Genomic DNA, 21,209 nt, shown 5'->3' on the forward strand with positions numbered 1-21,209 from the left:
GAGAGAAAATGAAGAAAAGTATTAAGGTCTTAATTGGTATTGGTTTATTTTTAATTATTGTCTTTACTGTGTATTATTTTTATTCAAAAAAATCAGCAGCCAATAATACACAATTATCAGTAAGGTACATACCCCAAAGGGTAGTAAAGCAGGATATTTCAGTTAAGATCAAGTCAACTGGTATAGTTTTTGCTGGAACTACAAAGGAAGTGGTTGCTAAAAACAGTGGAGAGGTTAAGAGTTTGAATGTAAAGGTTAAGGATACTGTAAAGGAAGGAGAGACACTTTTAACTGTATATAACGATCAAATAGATTCACAAATAACAAGTGCAGAGATAAATATAGAAAAATTAAACCTTCAACTTAGCAATGCAAAATCAGATGATGAGAAGAAACTTATTAATTTACAGCTAAAGGAAGCCAAAAATAATTTAGCAAATTTAAAGAAACAAAAAAGTGAAATGACTATAAAATCTCCAATAAGTGGTGTTGTAACTGCAGTAAATGTTAATAATGGGGATAATGTTCAATCGGGAAAGACATTGGTTACAATAGTTGATCCTAAATCCCTTAAAATAAAAGCTTCAATTGATGAACTTGATATAGCCAAGGTTTCAATTGGTCAAAGGGTGAATATAAAAATAAATGCACTTGAGGATAAAGCATTTATAGGAAAGGTTGAAGAAATATCAGATATAGGAACAACTCAAAATAATGTTACAAGCTATGATGTAGTAGTATCTATACAAAATCCAGAAGGGATTAAACTTGGTATGACTGCAAGTATAGAGATAGATGTACAAAGTAAAAAGGATGCATTATTGATACCAATTGAAGCACTACAAGAGATAAATGGTAAAAAATATGTACTTCTTCAAGAACAAAACGTAAACACTCAGACTAATGATCAAAATAGTCAAAGCTCAAATATAAAGGCAAGAAGTCAAGGAAGGCAATTTGGGTTTACTGAAGGCAATGGAAGGCTAGTTGAAATAAAGACAGGACTTAGAAATGATAGCTTTATAGAAGTTGTAGAGGGACTAAAGGAAGGAGATGTTGTACTTGTAAAGGTTTCAACAAGCACAAATTCAAATACAATTAAAAATAATTTTAGAAATAATAGCATGAGGATGCTTGGTATGGATGGTGGAATGGGTGGACCAGGTGGAGCACCACAAAGATAGGGGTGATTAGATGGATAAAAAAGAAAAGGTTATTATTATGAATAATGTTGGAAAGGTTTACTCAACAGGCAAAAACAAATATAGAGCACTTAACGGAATAAATTTAGAAATAGAGAAAGGTGAGTTTGTTGCAATAGTTGGACCATCTGGTGCAGGAAAGTCTACTCTTATGAATTTAATTGGATGTTTAGACACTTTAACAGAGGGTGAATACTATCTTGATGGAATTAGTATAGGAAAGATGAAGGATAATCAGCTTGCTGAAATTAGAAATAGAAAAATAGGTTTTATTTTTCAAACCTATAATTTAATAAATAAGCTAAATGTATTAGAAAATGTTGAACTCCCATTGATATATATGGGTATACCAATAAATGAAGCAAGAAAAAGGGCTACTTCTGCTCTTCAAAAACTTGGATTAGAAAGTCACTTAAAGCACAAACCAACAGAGTTGTCAGGCGGACAGATGCAGAGGGTTGCAATAGCAAGGGCAATAGTAACAAACCCTGAGATTATATTAGCAGATGAGCCAACTGGTGCACTTGATTCAAAAACAGGTATAGAGGTTTTAAATATATTGAAGGACTTAAACAAAGAAGGTAATACCATAGTATTAATAACCCACGATATGAATATAGCTTTAAATGCAAAAAGGATTATAACAGTAAAGGATGGAGAAATAGTATCAGATTCGTATATAGATAAGTTAAAGGAGGTGGGAGCGTGCGAAGACTAATTCTATTTAAAATGGCCTTTTCTTCTATTGCCTCCAATAAAATAAGAACCTTTTTAACAATGCTTGGTATAATAATTGGAATATCATCTGTTATAACCCTTGTAGGTTTAGGTGAGGGAACTAAAAAGAAGGTTCAGGAGCAGATAGAGAGCCTTGGAACAAATTTGATTACAGTAAATATAACGTCAAGAAGAACAAATGGATTAAGCGATGAGGATATTGAACTTATTAAAACAAAACCAGGAATAAAAAATGTCGCTCCACTCCTTAATCAAAATGGTATAATAGTAAAAAGTGGAACAAAAACCTATTCAACAACAGTTGAAGCATCTACTCCAGAGTATTTTGGAATTAGAAAATTAGAAGTGGAAAGTGGAAGAAAATTAGAAAAGGATGATATAGAATCAAGGAGAACAGTTTCAATAATAGGGCAAGATATTGTGACAGAACTATTTCCCCTCCAAAATCCAATAGGGCAAAGTATAAATATTCAGGGAGTTGACTTTACTATTGTGGGTGTTTTAAAATCACAAGGAAGTTCAGTTGGTGGATCTGGAGATGATAGAGTTATTATACCTATAACAACAGCAAAGAGGCTTTTTAAAACAGATGAGGTTAGGACTATATTTATAGAGGGAACATCAAGAGATGACACACAGCTTGCAAGAGGATATTTAGAACTTTATTTTAATAATAGATTTAAAGGTGACACTAGTCAGTACAGAGTTTTTGATCAAACAAGCCTTCTTGAAACAGCAACAAAAACTACAGAATCTATGACGTTAATGCTCATGGGAATTGCAGCAATATCCCTTTTAGTTGGTGGAATTGGTATTATGAATATAATGCTTGTTGCTGTTATAGAAAGAACACGTGAAATTGGCATAAGAAAGGCACTTGGTGCAAAGAGAAGAGATATAATGATTCAGTTTTTGATAGAATCTTCAACAGTAAGTTTAATGGGAGGAATTTTGGGAATTATTTTAGGGTATTTACTTGCAAATTTCTTTAAATCTATGTTGAATATGTCAGTGTATATATCACTTAATGTTGTTTTATTTGCTGTTGCATTTTCAATTTTTGTAGGCATATTCTTTGGTATATATCCAGCAAGCAGAGCATCAAAACTAAACCCAATAGATGCACTGAGATATGAATAGGGGTGGTTTAATGAAGGAGACTATTTTAGTTGTTGAAGATGAGGAAAGAACAAGGAAACTAATTTGTGCATATTTAAATAAAGAAGATTATAATGTCCTCGAGGCTGCAAATGGCTTCGAGGCTATTAATATTTTAAAAAAGGAAAAAGTACATCTTGTTTTGCTTGATGTTATGATGCCTGTATTAGATGGATGGCAGACTTTAATTGAAGTTAGAAAATTTTCTGATGTTCCTGTTATAATGCTGACAGCAAAAGCAGATGATGAGGATAAACTTTTAGGATATTCGCTAGGAGTGGATGTTTATTTAACAAAGCCTATAAGTCCTAAGGTAGTTTTAGCAAGTGTTTCTGCAATGATAAAGAGAGTTTACCACTCAAAAAATGAATTGCTTCTAGATGTTGTAGATGGATTAAAAATTGATGAAGCAGCCTATTCAGTTTTTATAGATAGTGAAGAAGTTATCTTATCACCAAAGGAATTTGAGCTTTTATTGTACCTATATAAAAATAAAGGTATAATTTTAACGAGAGAACAGATTTTAGATAATGTTTGGGGACTGGAAAAGGATGTAGATTTGAGGACAGTTGACACACATATAAGGAGAATTCGTGAAAAATTAAAGGATAAGGCATACTTAATTACAACTATAAGAGGAGTGGGATATAAGTTTGATTGTAAAAATGAAAGGTAGTATTGTAAAGAAGCTGTTTTTAATAAATACGATAATTTTGATATTTTTTATTATATTATCCTTTGTATTTCAGAACTTATTTTTTGAGAAGTTTTATGTTCATAAGAGAAAACTAGAGGCAATAAATGTTTTAAATAATTTTGTTGAGATATATGAACAAACAAGCGACTTAAAATTATCCTTTGAAAAGTCGGTTGATATAAACAAGGCCTTTGGTTATCGATTTTTGATTTTAGACAGAGAAGGAAATATAAAATATGCAGTAAATCCTGTTATAGATAAAGGTGCAAAGGAGAATATAAGGATTATTACAGATGTAATTTTTAGGATTAGTACAGATAATTTGTTATCTAAAGTAGAAGAAAATTCATATATATCTAAAGTTTATTATAATAAGAGATTTCCAATAAGCAGTATTATTGCTATATATAATTTAAGTGAAAAGAATGAGTATATTGTATGTAGTTCACTGCTTCAGCCAATAAATGAAGCGTCTAAGGTAATAAGAGAACTTTATATATATTTATTTATAGCAGGAATAATTGTTACTCTTATAATATCTTTAATCTATTCCAAAAATGTTTCAAGACCAATATTAGAAATAAAAGATGTAGCTGATAGGATCGCTAATTTAGATTTTAGTAGAAGAATTGAAATAAAGTCAGATGATGAACTTGGAATGCTTGCTGGTGCAATAAATACCATGTCAGAAAACCTAAAGAATGCCCTTGATTCTTTAAGGGAGGCAAATAAAAAGCTTGAGGAGGATATAGAAAAGGAGAAAAGGCTTGAAAGAATGAGAAAAGATTTTATTGCAGCAACCTCCCATGAGCTAAAAACACCTATAAATCTTATACAGGGTTATCTTGAGGCCTTTAAGGATGATGTGTTTGAGGATAAGGATAAGGACTATTATATAGATATTTTACTTGATGAGACTAAAAAAATGGCAGGGCTTGTTAATGATATGCTGGATTTGTCGCAGCTTGAATTGGGAAAATATAAACTTACGTTAGAGGAGTTTAATTTAGCAGAGCTAGTAAAAAAGGTTGCTAATAAATTTGAGGAAAATATAAAGAGCAAAAATATAGAATTGAAATTGAATATTGAAGATGTTTTTATAAAAGCAGATTTTACTAGGATAGAACAGGTTATAACTAATTATTTAACTAATGCAATAAGGCATTCAACAGGAAAAGTTGAAATAAATTTATATAAAGAAGATGAAAGGGTAAAATTTGAAGTTGTAAATTCAGGAGAAAATATACCAGACGATGAAATTGAAAATATATGGAATAAGTTTTATAAAATTGATAAATCAGGGAATAAAAGATATGGGGGTACTGGGTTAGGATTAAGTATAGTTAAGAATATTATTGAACTACATGGGGGGCAGGTTGGAGCCCAAAATATTGAAGGTGGAGTTAAGTTTTATTTTGTATTATAGATTTTATTGATATATAAGCATAATTAGTATAAAATTATCTTTGAGGGTGTTTTGGAGGTGTATCTATGGAACAGGTTTTGAATTTGATCTTGAATAAGTTAGATAATATTGATAAAAGAATTGATAATATTGAAAAGAGAATTGATAACATAGAAATTAGAATTGATAACATCGAAAAGCGTATGGATAACATCGAAAAGCGTATGGATAATATCGAAAAACGTATGGATAATATCGAAATAAGAATAGACAATATTGAAAAAAGAGTGGATTCTATAGAATCAGACGTAAAAGAAATAAAATCTGATGTAACTGAAATAAGAGCAAGCCAAAATAGACTTGAGGCAAGGCTAGAGGATTTAGACTCAAAAAATGCAAAAAATCATATTGCAATGATGAGTATGTTAAAGACAACATATAAGGATGTTAAATTTGTAAAGCATAAACTATATCAAACAGAAGAGGATGTATTTGATATTAAAGATTATTTAAAAATAGTAAAGTAGGTGAAAATTCACCTACTTTTTGTTTTTGGCCTCCAGCCAAAATTAGCAGCCAGCTCAAGAAAAACCGCTTGTCTTTGGAGCTCCTGATGAACCATTAACTTTTATTGTAGGAAGTTTTCTCTTAACTAGTGAGCTTTTACATTTTGGACAATCTACCTTTTCATCTACACTTCTTACTAATTCCTCAAATTCATGTTCACATATTTCACATTTATAGGTAAATAGCGGCATATAAGACACCTCCTTTATCATACCCTCCTATGGTATATATTATAAACATATCCTAGTTAATTTCAATATTTTTATTAAGGAAAATAATTTTCTAAAGAAAACTATTGTCAAAATAAAATAAATATGATATTATTAAAGTGTCGATAGGAAAATAAAAATTTTAATATAAAAGGGAGGATGTTAATATGAAGAAGTTTGCATGTACAATATGTGGTTATGTTCATGAAGGAATGGAGGCGCCAGACAAGTGCCCACAATGTAATGCTCCAAAGGAAAAGTTTATAGTAAAAGAGGATGGAAAGCTTGTTTGGGCTGATGAGCATAGAATTGGAGTAGCTAAAGATGTTGATCCAGAAATAATTGAAGGTCTTAAGATGAATTTTATAGGTGAGTGTACTGAAGTTGGTATGTATCTTGCTATGAGCCGTCAAGCAGATAGAGAAGGATATCCAGAAGTAGCTGAAGCCTATAGAAGAATAGCATTTGAAGAGGCAGAACATGCTGCAAAGTTTGCAGAGCTTTTAGGAGAAGTTGTAACTGATAGCACAAAGAAGAACTTAGAGATGAGAGTTCAAGCTGAATATGGTGCTTGTGAAGGAAAATTAAAGCTTGCAAAGAGAGCAAAGGAACTAAATCTTGATGCAATACATGATACAGTTCATGAAATGTGTAAGGATGAAGCTAGACACGGTGCTGCATTTAGAGGACTTCTTGAAAGATATTTTAATAAGTAATATGAGTGTGAAGGTTGTAAACAGGATAAGTGTTTACAACCTTTTTCTTTTGGAGAAATTTTAGATAAATTTAACAAATACTTTTTTGTTAACCTGTATAATTTATGAAATTTTGGTTAACTTAAATGAGGAGGGGTGATAAGCATGGCAAAGAAGGAAGAAAAGAAACAAAAGAAGAACAGAAAAAAAGAAACCATGCCAGAAGAAGAATAATGTGTCCTGTATGGACACATTATTTTTTTATTTTATTGTTTGTTTTGGAAAAAGAGAATTTATTTATAGAGTATTTTTCTATATAATTTTTATAGTTGAGCTTTAAATAGGGTGGTGATAACATAATATGGAAAATGTCACATTTCACGTGCCTGGCACTTTGTATCAATTTAATAGGAATAGTGTTTATGATGGTTGATAAGTTTAAATCGAAGTTTAGAATGTGGAGAGTTAGAGAAAGCAGTTTGTTATTTATAGCTCTCATTGGTGGAAGTATTGGAATTTGTTTTGGGATGTATATTTTTAATCATAAGACTAGGAAACCAAAGTTTAAATATGGAATTCCAGCTATTATATTTTTGCAATTGTTAATATGGTTTTTAATATTTAAATAAATTAAATTTCCCTTGATATTATAGGAAGGTAAATATAAAATAGTAGAGAAATTATAAGTGGAGGTATTTTTATGTCTCTAAAGGGAAATTTAGAAATGAAGATAAGCAATGCTCTAATGCATTTTGAAAAAGAGGAAATAGGTCGTGGTGCTGAAGAAGCGATGGCCCACATCTTTAAAGACATGATAATTGTAAGATTGAAAAAGGTGTTAACCCCTGCTGAAAAGAGGCTTGCACAATCACCAGAAGGTAGGAAAACTATAAAGGAATTTAGATATATGCTTGAGGATGTGCTAAGAAGCAAGCTTGAAGCGATAATAGAAGATATCGTAAAGGTTAAGGTTGTAAGTATTCATTGTGATATAAGTACAAAAACAGGAGAATATTTAATGGTTTTTGTTATGGAGAAGGATGTTGAAAGTTTATTTAAGGAGTGATGGGTAATGGATATAATTAAAAGGTTGTCACAAGAGCTTAATATTAAGGAATGGCAGGTAAAAAATACAATTGAGTTAATTGATGCAGGAAACACTATTCCTTTTATTGCAAGATATCGTAAAGAGGTAACAGGAAACTTAGATGATACAACACTTAGAAATTTTTATGAAAGATTAACTTACCTTAGAAATTTACTTTCTAAGAAGGAAGAGGTTAAAAGATTAATAGATGAACAAGGAAAGTTAACAGATGAAATTATAGAGAAGATAGAGGCAGCAGAGACTATTACTGAAGTTGATGATATATATAGGCCATTTAGACCAAAAAAGAGGACAAGAGCAACAATTGCTAAGGAGAAGGGGTTAGAGCCACTGGCTAATTTAATAATTTCACAAGATTTCGAAGGGGACTTAGAAAAGGAAGCTGAAAAATTTATAAATGAGGAGCTTAAGGTTTTAACTAGGGAAGACGCGATATTAGGTGCTCTTGATATTATTGCAGAAGATATTTCAGATAATGCTGATTATAGAAAAGCAATCAGAGATATTACATACAAAGAAGGAATAATTGTAACTAAAAAGACTAAGGATGAGCGTTCACCATACGAAATGTATTATGACTATAGTGAGGCAGTTTCAAGGATTGTACCCCATAGAATTCTAGCTATAAATAGAGGAGAGAGGGAAGAGTTTTTATCAGTTAAAATAGAGGCTCCTGTAGATAAAATACTTTTATATTTAGAAAAGAGAATATTAAAGAGAGAGGGACAGGAAACAAAGTATATAAAGGATGCTATAAAGGATAGTTATAACAGACTAATTGCCCCATCAATTGAAAGAGAAATAAGAAACATGCTAACAGAGAAGGCAGAAGAACAGGCCATTAAAGTTTTTGCTTTGAACTTAAAAAATCTACTTTTACAACCTCCAGTTAAAAACAAGGTTGTATTAGGCTTTGACCCTGCATTTAGAACAGGATGTAAGATAGCAGTTGTTGATGAAACAGGAAAACTTTTAGATACAGCAACAGTTTATCCTACAGAGCCACAAAATGATATAGAGGGAAGTAAAAGGGTGCTTAAGGAGTTAATTTATAAGCACAATGTAGATATTATATCATTAGGAAATGGTACAGCGTCACGTGAATCTGAGGCCTTTTTATCAGAACTAATAAAAGAGGTAAAAGAGGAAACAGGAAAGGAATTGTTCTATGTTGTAGTATCTGAGGCAGGTGCTTCAGTATATTCAGCTTCAGAGCTTGCAGCTAAGGAGTTTCCAGATATAAATGTATCTTTAAGAGGTGCAATATCAATTGCAAGAAGACTTCAGGACCCACTTGCAGAACTTGTTAAAATAGATCCAAAATCTATTGGTGTTGGACAGTATCAACATGATGTTTCTCAAAAGCGCCTTTCAGAAGCATTGAATGGCGTTGTTGAGGATGCAGTTAACTCAGTTGGAGTGGATTTAAATACTGCATCTCAATCGTTGTTATCATATGTTTCAGGTATTAATTCTGCTATAGCCAAGAATATAGTTGAATATAGGGAGCAAAATGGAAAATTTAAAAATAGAAGAGAGCTTTTAAAGGTTAAAAGGCTTGGGGAAAAGGCCTTTGAACAGTGTGCAGGATTTTTAAGAATAACAGATGGGGACAATGTGTTTGATAATACTGCTGTTCACCCAGAATCTTATGAGGCAGCAGAAAAGTTAATAAATATATTAGGCTATAGTAAAGAAGATGTTAAACAAAACAGACTACAGGATATAGATGAAAGGCTTAAAAACTATGGAGAAGAAAAGATTGCAAAAGAGATAAACATAGGAATACCTACATTACAGGATATAGTAAAGGAACTTAAAAAGCCAGGTAGAGATATAAGAGATGAACTTGAAAAGCCTATATTTAGAAGTGATGTATTAAAGATGGAGGATTTAAAACCGGGTATGGTTTTAAAGGGAACAGTAAGAAATGTTGCTGACTTTGGTGCTTTTGTTGATATAGGTGTTCATCAAGACGGATTAGTTCATAAATCAGAGATTTCCGACAGTTATGTGAAACATCCTGCGGATTTTGTTAAAGTTGGACAGATTGTAGATGTTAAGGTTTTAGATGTAGATTTAGAAAGAAAGAGGATAGCACTTACTATGAAAATATAAGGGGGTTGTAAAATTGATTTTAATAAAGAACGGAACTGTCTTGACTATGGCAGGTAGGGTTATAGAAAATGGTTGTGTACTTGTTGAGGATTCAAAGATAAAGTATGTAGGAGAAGAGAAGGATTTTGAAGGTGTTTCAGAGATTATAGATGCAGAGGGCGGCTATATTATGCCTGGTATGATAGATGCCCACTGCCACCTTGGTTTGTGGGAGGATGGAGTAGGATTTGAAGGTGCAGATGGAAATGAAGCAACAGATCCAATAACTCCACACCTAAGAGCAATTGATGGTATAAATCCAATGGACAGAACATTTAAAGAGGCCTATGAAAATGGTATCACTTGTGTATGTACAGGTCCTGGAAGTGCAAATGTTATAGCAGGAAGTTTTGCTGTAATAAAGACATATGGTAAGAGAATAGATAATATGATTATAAAAAACCCTGCTGCTATAAAGGTAGCGTTTGGTGAAAATCCAAAATCAACTTATCATGAAAAACATGAAATGCCAACAACAAGAATGGGGATAGCAGCACTTTTAAGAGAAACATTATACAAGGCACAGGAGTATATGAATAAAAAGGAAAATGCTGAAGAAGACGATGATAAGCCAGACTTTGACATGAAGTATGAAAGTTTAATACCGGTTTTAAAGAGGGAGATACCTTTAAAGGTTCATGCCCATAGAGCAGATGATATGTTTACAGCAATTAGAATAGCAAAGGAATTTAATTTAGATTTAACTTTAGACCACTGTACAGAAGGTCACTTAATAGCTGATGAACTTAAGGAAGAAGGATATCCTCTTATAGTTGGTCCAAGTTTATCAGAAAGAAGTAAAGTTGAATTAAGGGAACTAACCTTTGAAACAGCAGGAATACTAAGCAAAAAGGGGATAGATATTGCCATTATGACAGACCATGGGGTTATTCCAATACAGTATCTTCCTCTTTGTGCAGCCCTTGCAGTAAAACATGGAATGGATGAGATGGAGGCACTAAAGGCTATAACTATAAATCCAGCAAAGATATTAAAGATAGATGATAGAGTAGGTTCACTTGAAGTTGGCAAGGATGCAGATATAGTTGTTTTGGATAAGTTTCCACTAGATGTTATGGCAAAGACAAAATATGTTCTAATAGATGGAAAGGTTGTTTTTAGAAGATAAATGAGATAATCTGTTTTAGTAGAAGAGTTTTATTTTAAAAAGCTCCATACAAGGACTATGAAGGGTGCCTTGTATGGAGCTTTTTATACCTTTTATAGCTAGAGCAAGTTATATTATAGAAGAGGAATAATGTTAAATAAATCAAAAATATTTTTTAATTATTGATAAAAACAAACTAAATTATTTTTTATAATGTACGATATTATAAGTAAAGTTATCCTAAAACATATTAAAAGGAGTGGGATTGTGGCAAGGGAATTGTACGATAGGATATTAAATACGCATCACAGAAGGCACTTTTATGATATAGAGTCAACAGTTAACAAGTTTTATGACATGTTTGGCAATGACTTTAAAAAGATATTATATTTAAAGGGAGAGTATATAGAGGCTGAAAATGTTAAGGACAAGTTCTTCTTTTTAGAAAGAGGAAAAATAGCAATTAAGCACGATAATTATATGGGAAAGGATATGATATGTAGTTTTGTTTTTCCAGGAGAGTTTTTTAACTTTTCAGTGTTCTCTAATGAAACAACATTTAAATATGAGGCTGCTATAAATAGCTGTGTTTATTATGTTGAGAAGGATAAAATATTAAAGTATTTAAATGAAAATAATGAATTTAGAGGATATATTCATAATTTAATTATAAAAAGTATGGATCTACAGATGATAAGACAGGGATATACAAGCTCAGGTAACCACAGACATTCCTTTGTGAGCTTCGTACTTGAATATTTTAATGGAGCAAGTAGCTTTAAGGATGGACAAGTTGAAATTGAACTTGATGTAAATTATCAAGAAATAGCATACTTGTTAAATATGACAAGAGAAACCCTTTCACGTATAGTTAATGAGCTAAAGGATAAGGGAGTAATTGAATCAGGAAGAAGATATTTAAAGATTATAGATTTAGAAGAATTTTGTAGTTGATATATTGAATTTTAATGGAAAAAGAAGTATAATGATAAAAAAGAATATAATTTAAAAAATCTTCAGGGCAGGGTGAAATTCCCGACCGGCGGTATAGCCCGCGAGCCGAAAGGCATGACTCGGTGAAATTCCGAGGCCGACAGTATAGTCTGGATGGGAGAAGATTTATGTTTTTTTGCCTCTGAAGATTCAGAGGTTTTTTATTTTCTCCCCGCCCTGAGAAAAAAAGGGAGGGTTTATTATGTCAAAAACACAAAAACTAACCAAAATCTCAATTTTAGCAGCAGCGGCCTATTTAATTATGTTTATTGAATTTCCACTGCCTCTGTTTCCAGATTTTCTAAAGATTGATTTAAGTGATGTACCTGCATTATTTTCAGCCTTTGCCTTTGGACCTATATTTGGTGTTGTTGTAGAAGCAATGAAGAACATTCTACACCTTATTACAAAGGGTAGCACATCAGGTATAGGTGAGCTTGCCAACTTTATTGTAGGTTCAAGTTTGGTATATACTGCTGGTGCACTTTATAAAAGGGATAAAACCAAAAAGGGTGCAGTGATTTCTTTGATTGCCGGTGTACTTGTTATGGCAGTTGTAGCTTCAGTTACAAACTACTATATTTTCTTGCCACTATATGAGAAAGTTCTAGGATTTCCAATAAAGGCTGTTGTTGAGATAACTTCTAAAGTAAACAAGGCAGTTGTTGATTTAAATACACTGATTGTTTACAGTATAATGCCATTTAATTTGATTAAGGGAACTGTAGCTTCAGTTGTAACATTTGCACTTTATAAAAAGCTACATTCAATAATTAAATAGTAAAAATTAAGCCCCAATGTTTTGGGGCTTATTTAAATCTCTGATAGTGCTTGTTTTACTATGTTAAATGCTCTCATGCAGAGTTCACCTGTATCAACCATTGTTTGAATTATATTAAAGGCATCGTTTCTGTTCATTCCTTTTCTATAAGGCCTATCTGCAGTTAATGCCTCATATATGTCACATATAGACATAATTCTTGATTCAAGAGATAGTTCTTCAGCATTAAGCCCAAAAGGATATCCCTTTCCATTTAGCTTTTCATGGTGATTTGCGGCCCAATCTGTAATCTCTTCAAAACCATCAATTTTAGAAAGTATAAGCCTAGTATAGTAGGTGTGGGAACGCATAATTTGCATTTCGTCCGCTGTTAATTTACCATTTTTATCAAGTATAGAATTTGGAATTGACAGTTTACCTATATCGTGAAGTAGAGCTGCTATTTCCATTTTTAAAGTTTTATTTTTATCATAGCCTAAGTAGTTACATACCTTTTTTACATATTTAGCTAGATTGGTTGAGTGGGTATAGGTAAAATGACTTTTGTGGTCTATAATGTATGCAAAAACTTCAGCAATTTTCTTTATATCATCTAATGTAACAGGAATTTTTATGTCGGGTATAATTTTATCTAATATAGATGTATTATGGGCAATATTTTCGATATCAAGCCAAAAAGCATCAATAGACTGTACTTTGTTAAATACTTCCACCAGATCAGGATCAAAAATAGTGTTTTTATGTTCATTAATCCATTCACATATTCTTTCACGTTGAGTAAAATTAGGCTTTGTTTCATCATATAGTATTTCAAATATGTCAGCAAGTCTTATTATTCTAGAGATAAAAGGTATGTCTTCTCCTTTTAATTTAAAAAGGCCTGTTCCATTGAAGTTTTCGTGGTGATATTTTATTATAGTTGATAGTTCTTTATCTATTGGAAGTCTTAAAATCAATTCTTCTCCCAATTTAGAATGTTCAAGTATAATGTCAAAGTTAGAGTGTGCACTGTCTATATCCTTCTTTATTCCAATATCATGAAGGGCAGTGGATAGAAAGACTTTACTTAAGAAACTATCATTAGAATTTATATTTTGTGCAATTTTTAACGCCACATAGGTTGCCCTTCTTGCGTGGTTTAAAAATTTGTGTTTAGAAAGGTTTAAGTCTGCAGTATAGTCTTTAAATTCACTATCGGCTATTACACTTGTTTCAGCTAGGTCTACTGAAAAGGCTAAAGATGCAACAACTTGATGTAGATCAAGTCTTTCCATAAAAACCTCCATAAATTTTTTTAGAATTATTTCGATATAAATATTATAAAACAGAATTCGTTAAATTTCTACATAAATGATAACTGAAATTAGTATTAATAGAATTGAATTATCCGTAGAAATTGGTTAAAATAGAAGTGGAGGTGTAAAGATGAAGGGAACAGTAGTGTCAACTTGGATTAAAACATGTAGAAAATTATACGGAGATGGTGTAGTAGATAGAGCATTAGAGTATGCAGGCTTTAGTAGTAATAGGATGTTTACTCCAATTGAAGATGTACAAGACGAAAAGGTCTACTCAATTATGAGCTTTATTTCAAAGGAGAAAGGAATAACAGTTTCGGATCTTTGGAGAAGTATAGGTAGGGATAATATAAAGACTTTTAGCATGGATTACCCAGCATTTTTTAAACATGATAGTCTATATGGATTTTTAAAGTCTATGTATGATGTACATGTTATTGTTGTAAAAAGAATACCGGGTGCAAAGCCTCCTATATTAGAGTTAAAACCAATTTCAAAGCGTGAAGCTGTATTTAAATATTTTTCAAAAAGAGGAATGTTTGATTACTTTTTAGGTCTAATTGAAGGTGCAGCTGAGTTTTTTAAAGAAAAGCTTGAAATTAAGGAAATTTCAAAGTCAGCAGATACTTTAGAATTAAAGTTAACCTTTGAAAAGGATATATATGTAACAGAAAAATACAGGATAAATAAAGCGTTAGGATTTGTAAAAGATATAGAGTTAAAAACTGCTGTAGTATCTACTATTATATTTTTAATTTTAGAAATACCAACTCTTTTAATTTCAAAACAAGCTGGAGTTTATGCATCTTTTATATATGCTTTAGTATCTACATTATTAGGTGCTAAGTTGATTAATAGGCCTCTATATAGAATTATTAAAGAAATGAAGAGGATTAAGGGACATGATTATGTAGAGGATGGTAGAATAGAAACAGCAGACTATTATGAAAAGATATTTGATGCTCTAAATGAATATAAGGATGTAGTAAGAAAGGATTTTGTAGGATTTAAAGGAATTACAGATGAGATGAATACATTTAGTAACACACTTACAACAATTGCAGATAAGATGAAATATACATCAGATGAAATATCAGGAGTAGTTGAGCAGGTAGCAGAAGCAGCCATGACTCAAGCAGAAGAGACAGAAACTTCTGTAGCTCTATTAAATGATAATGTAGAAGCAATAAAGCATGTGGTTGAGATAGAGATGCAAAATAAAGAGGAACTTGAAAGAGCGGTAGACAAGATAGAAACAAGCTTTAAATATGTTGATATGACATCACAAAAATTAAACGAGCTTTTAAAGAACTTTGAAATGGTTAAAAATAGAAGTTTTGAAATAAAGGAGCAAGCAAAAGGAATAACAGAGGTTGTGGAGCTTGTTTCACAAATTGCAGCCCAAACAAACCTTCTTGCCCTTAATGCTTCCATTGAAGCAGCACGTGCAGGAGAGGCTGGACGTGGTTTTGCTGTTGTTGCAGATGAAGTAAGAAAGCTTGCAGAACAGTCAAAACATGCTGTAGATGATATAAACAATAGGCTTTTAGACTTTGTTGCTCAAATTGAAGCTCAGGTTAATTCTGTAGCAGAGCAGTTTGAAGTATTAAATGATGAAAACAAAAAGCTTAATACAGCAGTTCACTCAAGTAGTGAAGCAAAGGATACAATAAAGCAGGTAGCAGACAAGCTAATTGAGACTTCAAATAAACTACAATCAGAGACAGAATCAATTATAAAGGTGTATGAAAAGATTGAATCCCTTGCAGCAATAGCAGAGGAAAATTCAGCATCTTCAGAGGAGGTTGCTGCAAACGTTCAAAGCTATACAGAAGAAATTAAGAAGCTTATCGACAGCATATCAGACTTTAAAAAGATTACAGAGCAGTTTGCACAGGATATAGATATTTATAAAATATAAAGGAGTTGGTATAAACAACTCCTTTATTTTGTTATTGAAGTATTTCAAGTATTTCTTTTTCAGTTAATGAATTAATAAATACTTCACCATTTTTAATAACCGAATCAATAAGTTCTTTTTTCTTAATTTGAAGCTCATATATTTTTTCTTCAATTGATCCCTTGGTTATCATTTTAAAAACTTGTACAACATTTTTTTGCCCAATTCTATGGGCTCTATCAGCAGCTTGTTCTTCAACTGCTGGATTCCACCAAGGGTCTAAAAGTATTACAGTGTCAGCTGTTGTAAGGTTTAACCCAGTACCTCCTGCCTTTAAAGAAATTAGAAAAACATCTGTTTTACCATTATTAAACTCATCAACTATTTGCATTCTTTTAGAGACATTAGTCGAACCATCTAAGTATGAGTATTTTATTTTTTTATTATCAAGCATTCCTTTAGTTATATGCAACAGTGAGGTAAACTGTGAAAATATTAGTACCTTATGGTTTCCTTCAATTAATTCTTCTAACAACTCTTCAAGTTGATTTAGTTTACCACTATCTCCATCGTAATTTTCTAAAAACATAGAAGGGTGGCAGGAAATTTGTCTAAGTCGAGTTAGTAGCTTTAAAATCTGCATTTTACTTGTTTCGAATTCTCCTTTTGCTATCATATCTTCAACATCTTTACGAGCTCTTGATAAATAAGCCTTATATATGTCATTTTGTTTCTTTGTCATTTCACAAATAAGCTTTGTTTCAATCTTATCTGGTAGTTCTAACAATACGTCTGCTTTCTTTCTTCTTAATATAAAAGGTGCTATCGCCTTTTTTAATTCTTCTAAAACTTGTCTATCCTTTTCTTTGGTTATAGGTCTTTCATATTTTTCAATAAATTTGTTTTTAGAGTAAAGATGTCCTGGTAATATAAAATCAAATATTGACCAAAGTTCAATTAAATTATTTTCCATTGGAGTTCCGGTTAATGCAAATCTTGTTCTACTTTTTATTTTTTTAGTTGATTTAGCATTTAGTGACTCAGGATTTTTAATATGCTGTGCTTCATCAAGTACACAGAGATTAAAGGTGTAATTTTCATAAAACTCAATATCCCTTCTTAAAAGTGGATAAGATGTTATAATAACATCGTTATTTTCAATTTCTTGTATTAATTCTTTTCTTTTGTTTTTGTCACCGTGTACCAATAGCACTTTTATATCAGGGGCAAATTTTTTAAATTCACTTTGCCAGTTAAAAAGTAAAGAAGATGGTGCAACTATTAATGTCTTTCCATGGTCTTTCTCTACTGAAATTAAAGATATTGTTTGCAAGGTTTTACCTAACCCCATGTCATCAGCAAGTATACCACCTAAATCAAGATTGGATAAAATTTTGAGCCATTTAAAGCCTGTAATTTGGTAGTCTCTTAAAATAGTTTTTAGATTAGCTGGTACTTCAATATTTTGTTCTTTTGAATTGTTTAGTTTATTAATAAAATCATCAACTAATTCTCTATTTTCTATTTTTATATCCTTATTTAACTTATTAAAAACAGTTATTGCTCTAGATTTAGGGAGAATAAATTTATTATCTATTATTTCATTCTCTTCGAATTCATCTAGTACATCTAACACACTAGTTACATCATCTATATCTTTTGATTCTAATGAGATTATTTCACCAGTTTTTAGTTTATAGAACTTTTTTCTTTCTTTAATTGATTTTAATATGTTTATTATTTCTTTTTTATCTATATCATCTATGTTAAATTCCAATGATATTAAATTTGATGCAAAAAGCTTTAAATCCATGCTGATGCATATACTTTTATTTTTATAAATTTTATTTATGCCTTCAGAAAAGTAAATTTCAGAGTAATTTTGTAAGGTTGGAACAGTATTTTTAAAAAAGTCATAAATTCTCTCATCGTCTTCTAAATAATAAAAGTCATCTGCATTTTTAAACTTTGACTGTTTTAGTAAATTTAATATTTTATTTTCCTTAGATAATTCTCTTTTTATTAACGGATTTAACTTTTTTGGATTATTAGGTCTAATTTCAATTTCACCATACTTAAAAATTACATCTAATTTTATTCCTTGTTTGTAGGTGTCAATATAAATTTCACTTTTTAAATTGTGGTTTATTAATTCATTTTTAAATATATCTTTAATCTGAAGACTTTTTTCTTTAATAGTTTCAGGAAGTGAATTTGATAAATCATTACTATTGTTTTGATTAGTTAGATTTAAATCATCTGTTTTGTTAATTGCTTTAGGACATGGTCCATAAATATTGTTATCTGGGTAACTATCTTTAAGAAGTAAAAATAAAAAGTATATATTACCAATAAAAGGTATAGCATTAATTAGTATCCAAAATCCACTTTTATTAATGTCATGCAGTCTTCTTACAGTAATAGCTAAAGTAGGAACTAATATAAAAAAAGGATATAGGATAAACATTAGTGTATAAATCCAATTTTGTGTATATCCTGATAGTAATAAAATTGAGAAATGAGTTATTAAGCTATTTAGAATAAAAAGAAAATATTCTCTTCTACCAGTTCTTCCCTTAAAATCTTTAAATTTTTTCAATGCGTTAATGTATGAATGCATTTAATTACCTCCAAATAAAGTTTTTATAAATTTATTAAACATATATAAACTGTTTTTAAATTTATGTAAATAACACTGTTTAATTTTATTATGAAAGAAAGAGGTTAACTATGACAATAAAAAAATGCTGGTAATAATAAAAAAATATGTAATACATAATATATACGTTATTCGAAAAGGCCTAATTTTGAATAATAATTGATGATTTCACATTTATGGTATAAAATAGATTTATGCCAAAAGAAAAATAATAAGGTTGGTGTAGTAGATGAAGACAGTTGTTACAAACAGTGAGAGAGAAACATTTGAATTAGGATATAAAATTGGTAGTATTTTAAAAAAAGGAGATGTAATTTCATTAAATGGTGATCTAGGTGCAGGGAAAACTCACCTTACAAAGGGAATTGCAGCAGGACTTGGTGTTGAGGATTATATTACAAGCCCAACATTTACAATAGTAAATGAATATATGGGCAGGCTTCCACTTTACCATTTTGATGTATACAGGATTGATGATATTTATGAGATGTATGAAATAGGATTTGAAGAGTATCTATATGGAGATGGTGTGTGTGTAGTTGAATGGGGAGATATGGTAGAGGAACTTCTCCCAAAGGATAAAATATATATCTACATAAAGAAATTAGATGATAATGTGAGGGAAGTGCAAATAGAAGGATTGGAAGGTGAATTTTGATGAAGGTTTTAGCAATGGATACATCATCAAGTGTTGCAACAGTTTCTATTGTTTCAGATGAAAAGGTTGAGGGGGAAATATATTTAAACCATAAAATGCAGCATTCAGTTATACTTTTTCCTATGATTGAAAAGCTTTTAGATATAACAGAAAATAAGCTTGATGATATAGATATAATAGCTGTATCAGGCGGACCAGGTTCCTTTACAGGACTTAGAATTGGTGTTGCAGCTGCAAAAGGTATAGTTCAGGGTGCAAATAAGATATTTATTACAGTATCAAGCCTTGAGGCTATGGCATATCAGCAGGGAGATTTTGAAGGTGTAATTTGTCCTATTATGGATGCGTTGAGGGATAATGTATATACTGCTCTTTATCAATTTAAAGAGGGTGAATTAACTAATATAATGTCTATAGATGCACTACATATAGATGAGCTTCTAGATAAGTTAGAAGCGTATGATAGAGTTTTATTCTGTGGAGATGCTGTTTCAATTCATATAGGAAGAATAAAGGATAGGTTAAAGGAGAGGGCATATTTTTCAACACAGAATAATATGTTACCTAGAGCATCAAGCATAGGAGAGATTGCACTTAAAAAATATAGAAAAGGTGAGGTTTCAGATATATATACATTCAGTCCTTTATATATTAGAAAATCTCAAGCAGAGAGGGAATATGAAAAGAGGACAGGTGAGAAACTTGAATGATTATGTTATTGAAGATATGAAGATAGAAGATATAGATGATGTATATGAGGTTGAGGTTTTAAGCTTTAAAACTCCATGGAGTAAGGAGGCTTTTCATACTGAACTTACTCGAAACAGCTGTGCTGTTTATAAGGTTTTAAGATATAAAGGAAAAGTTATAGGCTATGCAGGAATGTGGTGCATGATTGATGAAGGGCATATTACAAATATAGCAGTTCATCCAGAGTTTAGGGGTTTAGGGCTTGGTGAAAAGTTGGTAGATGCTTTAATCGATGAGGCAAAAAAGAGGAGTATAAATGCAATGACTCTTGAAGTTAGAGTATCAAATTTACCTGCTATTAACTTATATAAGAAAAAGGGATTTGTGTGTGTTGCAACGAGGAAGGGATACTATCAAGATACAGGTGAAGATGCTTATATTATGTGGAAATATGGTATAAATTAGTAGAATTATTTAGAGAGTTATAGTATAATTAAAAAAAGCCTTTAAGGAGGGGTTATATGTTATTAAGGGCACTTCTTGTTCCATTAAGTGAGCTTATCGTTGCAGCACCAGAGGATACGTTAGAGGATGCATTAGATAAGATTAATTCAGAAAACTTTTTATCAATACCAGTAGTAGATGATAAAAGGTTTGTAGGGGTTATTTCAAAGGAGAGAATATTTAGTACATACTTTGAACTTGGGGGAGACAGAGAAGAATTTTTAAAAAACAACAGGGTGGCTGATTTAGTAAGAACTGATATACCAATTTTAAGTGTATATGACGATATAGAAAAGGCAGCACATACATTAGAAACATACGGCATTCCTTTTGTTGCTGTTATGGATGAGAATGGCGAATTTGCAGGTATAATTACTCATCATGCAATATTTAAGACCTTTGTTGAAATATTTGGTATGAACAAAGGACATAAGATATCTGTGATTGCATATGATATACCCGGTCAAATTGAGAAGCTTACTGACATTATAACTAAAATGGGAGGAAATATTATAAGTTTTGTTGTTTTAGATCCAAAGGTTAAGACAGATGTAAAGGAGATAGTAATTAGGATAGATACAGATAGATTTGTTGAAACAGTTGATGCTATAAGAGATGCAGGGTTTAGAGTACAATGAGGGTATAAAATGGGGTAGCAAGCCCCATTTTTGTATATACTAAA

Annotated in this window: 22 protein-coding genes and 1 riboswitch; of the genes, 19 read left to right on the forward strand and 3 right to left on the reverse strand. The window is 31.2% G+C overall.

What is annotated here, in order from left to right:
- The first annotated feature begins 8 nt into the window (after window positions 1–8).
- The 6 genes from TCEL_RS02245 to TCEL_RS02270 all read left to right on the forward strand — a co-directional run bounded on the left by TCEL_RS02245 (window position 9) and on the right by TCEL_RS02270 (window position 5,727).
- Window positions 9–1,184 carry an efflux RND transporter periplasmic adaptor subunit gene (locus tag TCEL_RS02245; protein ID WP_018660689.1) on the forward strand — a complete coding sequence of 392 codons (1,176 nt, stop codon included), beginning with the start codon at window positions 9–11 and terminating at the stop codon, window positions 1,182–1,184.
- Between the two features lie 10 nt (window positions 1,185–1,194).
- On the forward strand, window positions 1,195–1,920 hold the full coding sequence (locus TCEL_RS02250; protein ID WP_018660691.1) for an ABC transporter ATP-binding protein: 726 nt from the start codon (window positions 1,195–1,197) through the stop codon (window positions 1,918–1,920).
- On the forward strand, window positions 1,908–3,080 hold the full coding sequence (locus tag TCEL_RS02255) for an ABC transporter permease (RefSeq protein WP_018660693.1): 1,173 nt from the start codon (window positions 1,908–1,910) through the stop codon (window positions 3,078–3,080). The genes TCEL_RS02250 and TCEL_RS02255 overlap by 13 nt, the downstream gene beginning before the upstream one ends.
- Before the next feature lie 10 nt (window positions 3,081–3,090).
- A complete protein-coding gene (locus TCEL_RS02260; RefSeq protein WP_018660695.1) occupies window positions 3,091–3,774 on the forward strand; it encodes a response regulator transcription factor in 684 nt (227 codons plus the stop codon).
- Window positions 3,764–5,221 (forward strand): sensor histidine kinase, encoded by a 1,458-nt coding sequence (locus tag TCEL_RS02265; RefSeq protein ID WP_051150558.1) that lies wholly within the window; start codon window positions 3,764–3,766, stop codon window positions 5,219–5,221. The genes TCEL_RS02260 and TCEL_RS02265 overlap by 11 nt, the downstream gene beginning before the upstream one ends.
- A gap of 65 nt (window positions 5,222–5,286) precedes the next feature.
- Window positions 5,287–5,727, forward strand: a complete 441-nt coding sequence (locus TCEL_RS02270; RefSeq protein ID WP_018660699.1) for a hypothetical protein — start codon at window positions 5,287–5,289, stop codon at window positions 5,725–5,727.
- Between the two features lie 54 nt (window positions 5,728–5,781).
- Here TCEL_RS02270 and TCEL_RS13125 read toward each other — a convergent pair whose 3' ends face one another.
- The gene (locus tag TCEL_RS13125) at window positions 5,782–5,958 is read right to left on the reverse strand and encodes an FmdB family zinc ribbon protein (RefSeq protein ID WP_018660701.1); all 177 of its coding nucleotides are present in this window, start codon (window positions 5,956–5,958) and stop codon (window positions 5,782–5,784) included.
- 185 nt (window positions 5,959–6,143) lie between these two features.
- Here TCEL_RS13125 and TCEL_RS02275 point away from each other — a divergent pair, with 185 nt between their 5' ends.
- From TCEL_RS02275 to TCEL_RS02305, 8 genes are all read left to right on the forward strand, one after another.
- The gene (locus TCEL_RS02275; protein ID WP_018660703.1) at window positions 6,144–6,692 is read left to right on the forward strand and encodes an NADH peroxidase; all 549 of its coding nucleotides are present in this window, start codon (window positions 6,144–6,146) and stop codon (window positions 6,690–6,692) included.
- A gap of 125 nt (window positions 6,693–6,817) precedes the next feature.
- Window positions 6,818–6,991, forward strand: a complete 174-nt coding sequence (locus TCEL_RS13955) for a hypothetical protein (RefSeq protein ID WP_018660705.1) — start codon at window positions 6,818–6,820, stop codon at window positions 6,989–6,991.
- A 48-nt stretch (window positions 6,992–7,039) separates the two neighbouring features.
- Window positions 7,040–7,300: a DUF1294 domain-containing protein gene (locus TCEL_RS02280; RefSeq protein WP_040683717.1), complete on the forward strand. Its 261-nt coding sequence runs from the start codon at window positions 7,040–7,042 to the stop codon at window positions 7,298–7,300.
- 71 nt (window positions 7,301–7,371) lie between these two features.
- Window positions 7,372–7,737 carry a Na-translocating system protein MpsC family protein gene (locus TCEL_RS02285; RefSeq protein WP_018660707.1) on the forward strand — a complete coding sequence of 122 codons (366 nt, stop codon included), beginning with the start codon at window positions 7,372–7,374 and terminating at the stop codon, window positions 7,735–7,737.
- A gap of 6 nt (window positions 7,738–7,743) precedes the next feature.
- Window positions 7,744–9,897, forward strand: a complete 2,154-nt coding sequence (locus TCEL_RS02290) for a Tex family protein (protein WP_018660708.1) — start codon at window positions 7,744–7,746, stop codon at window positions 9,895–9,897.
- A 13-nt stretch (window positions 9,898–9,910) separates the two neighbouring features.
- Entirely contained in the window at window positions 9,911–11,065 is a 1,155-nt protein-coding gene (locus tag TCEL_RS02295) for an amidohydrolase (protein WP_018660710.1), read from the forward strand.
- A gap of 246 nt (window positions 11,066–11,311) precedes the next feature.
- A complete protein-coding gene (locus tag TCEL_RS02300) occupies window positions 11,312–11,998 on the forward strand; it encodes a Crp/Fnr family transcriptional regulator (protein ID WP_018660714.1) in 687 nt (228 codons plus the stop codon).
- Window positions 11,999–12,052: 54 nt separating this feature from the next.
- A riboswitch (FMN riboswitch) is annotated at window positions 12,053–12,167 on the forward strand.
- 72 nt (window positions 12,168–12,239) lie between these two features.
- Window positions 12,240–12,818, forward strand: a complete 579-nt coding sequence (locus TCEL_RS02305; RefSeq protein ID WP_018660716.1) for an ECF transporter S component — start codon at window positions 12,240–12,242, stop codon at window positions 12,816–12,818.
- Window positions 12,819–12,850: 32 nt separating this feature from the next.
- Here the strand turns inward: TCEL_RS02305 and TCEL_RS02310 are convergent, their stop codons facing one another.
- Entirely contained in the window at window positions 12,851–14,092 is a 1,242-nt protein-coding gene (locus TCEL_RS02310) for an HD-GYP domain-containing protein (RefSeq protein ID WP_018660718.1), read from the reverse strand.
- A 151-nt stretch (window positions 14,093–14,243) separates the two neighbouring features.
- Here TCEL_RS02310 and TCEL_RS02315 point away from each other — a divergent pair, with 151 nt between their 5' ends.
- Window positions 14,244–16,037, forward strand: coding sequence for a methyl-accepting chemotaxis protein (locus TCEL_RS02315; RefSeq protein WP_018660719.1), 1,794 nt, complete (start codon window positions 14,244–14,246; stop codon window positions 16,035–16,037).
- Between the two features lie 31 nt (window positions 16,038–16,068).
- Here TCEL_RS02315 and TCEL_RS02320 read toward each other — a convergent pair whose 3' ends face one another.
- On the reverse strand, window positions 16,069–18,636 hold the full coding sequence (locus TCEL_RS02320; protein WP_018660722.1) for an SNF2-related protein: 2,568 nt from the start codon (window positions 18,634–18,636) through the stop codon (window positions 16,069–16,071).
- A 268-nt stretch (window positions 18,637–18,904) separates the two neighbouring features.
- Between TCEL_RS02320 and tsaE the strand changes: the two genes are divergently transcribed.
- The 4 genes from tsaE to TCEL_RS02340 are packed head-to-tail and all read left to right on the forward strand — an operon-like array spanning window position 18,905 to window position 21,165.
- The gene (gene tsaE / locus TCEL_RS02325) at window positions 18,905–19,333 is read left to right on the forward strand and encodes a tRNA (adenosine(37)-N6)-threonylcarbamoyltransferase complex ATPase subunit type 1 TsaE (protein WP_018660724.1); all 429 of its coding nucleotides are present in this window, start codon (window positions 18,905–18,907) and stop codon (window positions 19,331–19,333) included.
- Window positions 19,333–20,043, forward strand: a complete 711-nt coding sequence (gene tsaB, locus TCEL_RS02330) for a tRNA (adenosine(37)-N6)-threonylcarbamoyltransferase complex dimerization subunit type 1 TsaB (RefSeq protein WP_018660726.1) — start codon at window positions 19,333–19,335, stop codon at window positions 20,041–20,043. Before tsaE ends, tsaB begins: the two co-directional genes overlap by 1 nt.
- Window positions 20,012–20,488, forward strand: a complete 477-nt coding sequence (gene rimI, locus TCEL_RS02335; protein ID WP_018660728.1) for a ribosomal protein S18-alanine N-acetyltransferase — start codon at window positions 20,012–20,014, stop codon at window positions 20,486–20,488. The genes tsaB and rimI overlap by 32 nt, the downstream gene beginning before the upstream one ends.
- 56 nt (window positions 20,489–20,544) lie before the next feature.
- Complete coding sequence (locus TCEL_RS02340; RefSeq protein WP_018660730.1) at window positions 20,545–21,165, forward strand: CBS domain-containing protein; 621 nt, start codon at window positions 20,545–20,547, stop codon at window positions 21,163–21,165.
- The last annotated feature ends 44 nt before the right edge of the window (window positions 21,166–21,209 follow it).

The sequence above is a fragment of the Thermobrachium celere DSM 8682 genome, assembly GCF_000430995.1.
GTDB lineage: Bacteria > Bacillota > Clostridia > Clostridiales > Caloramatoraceae > Thermobrachium > Thermobrachium celere.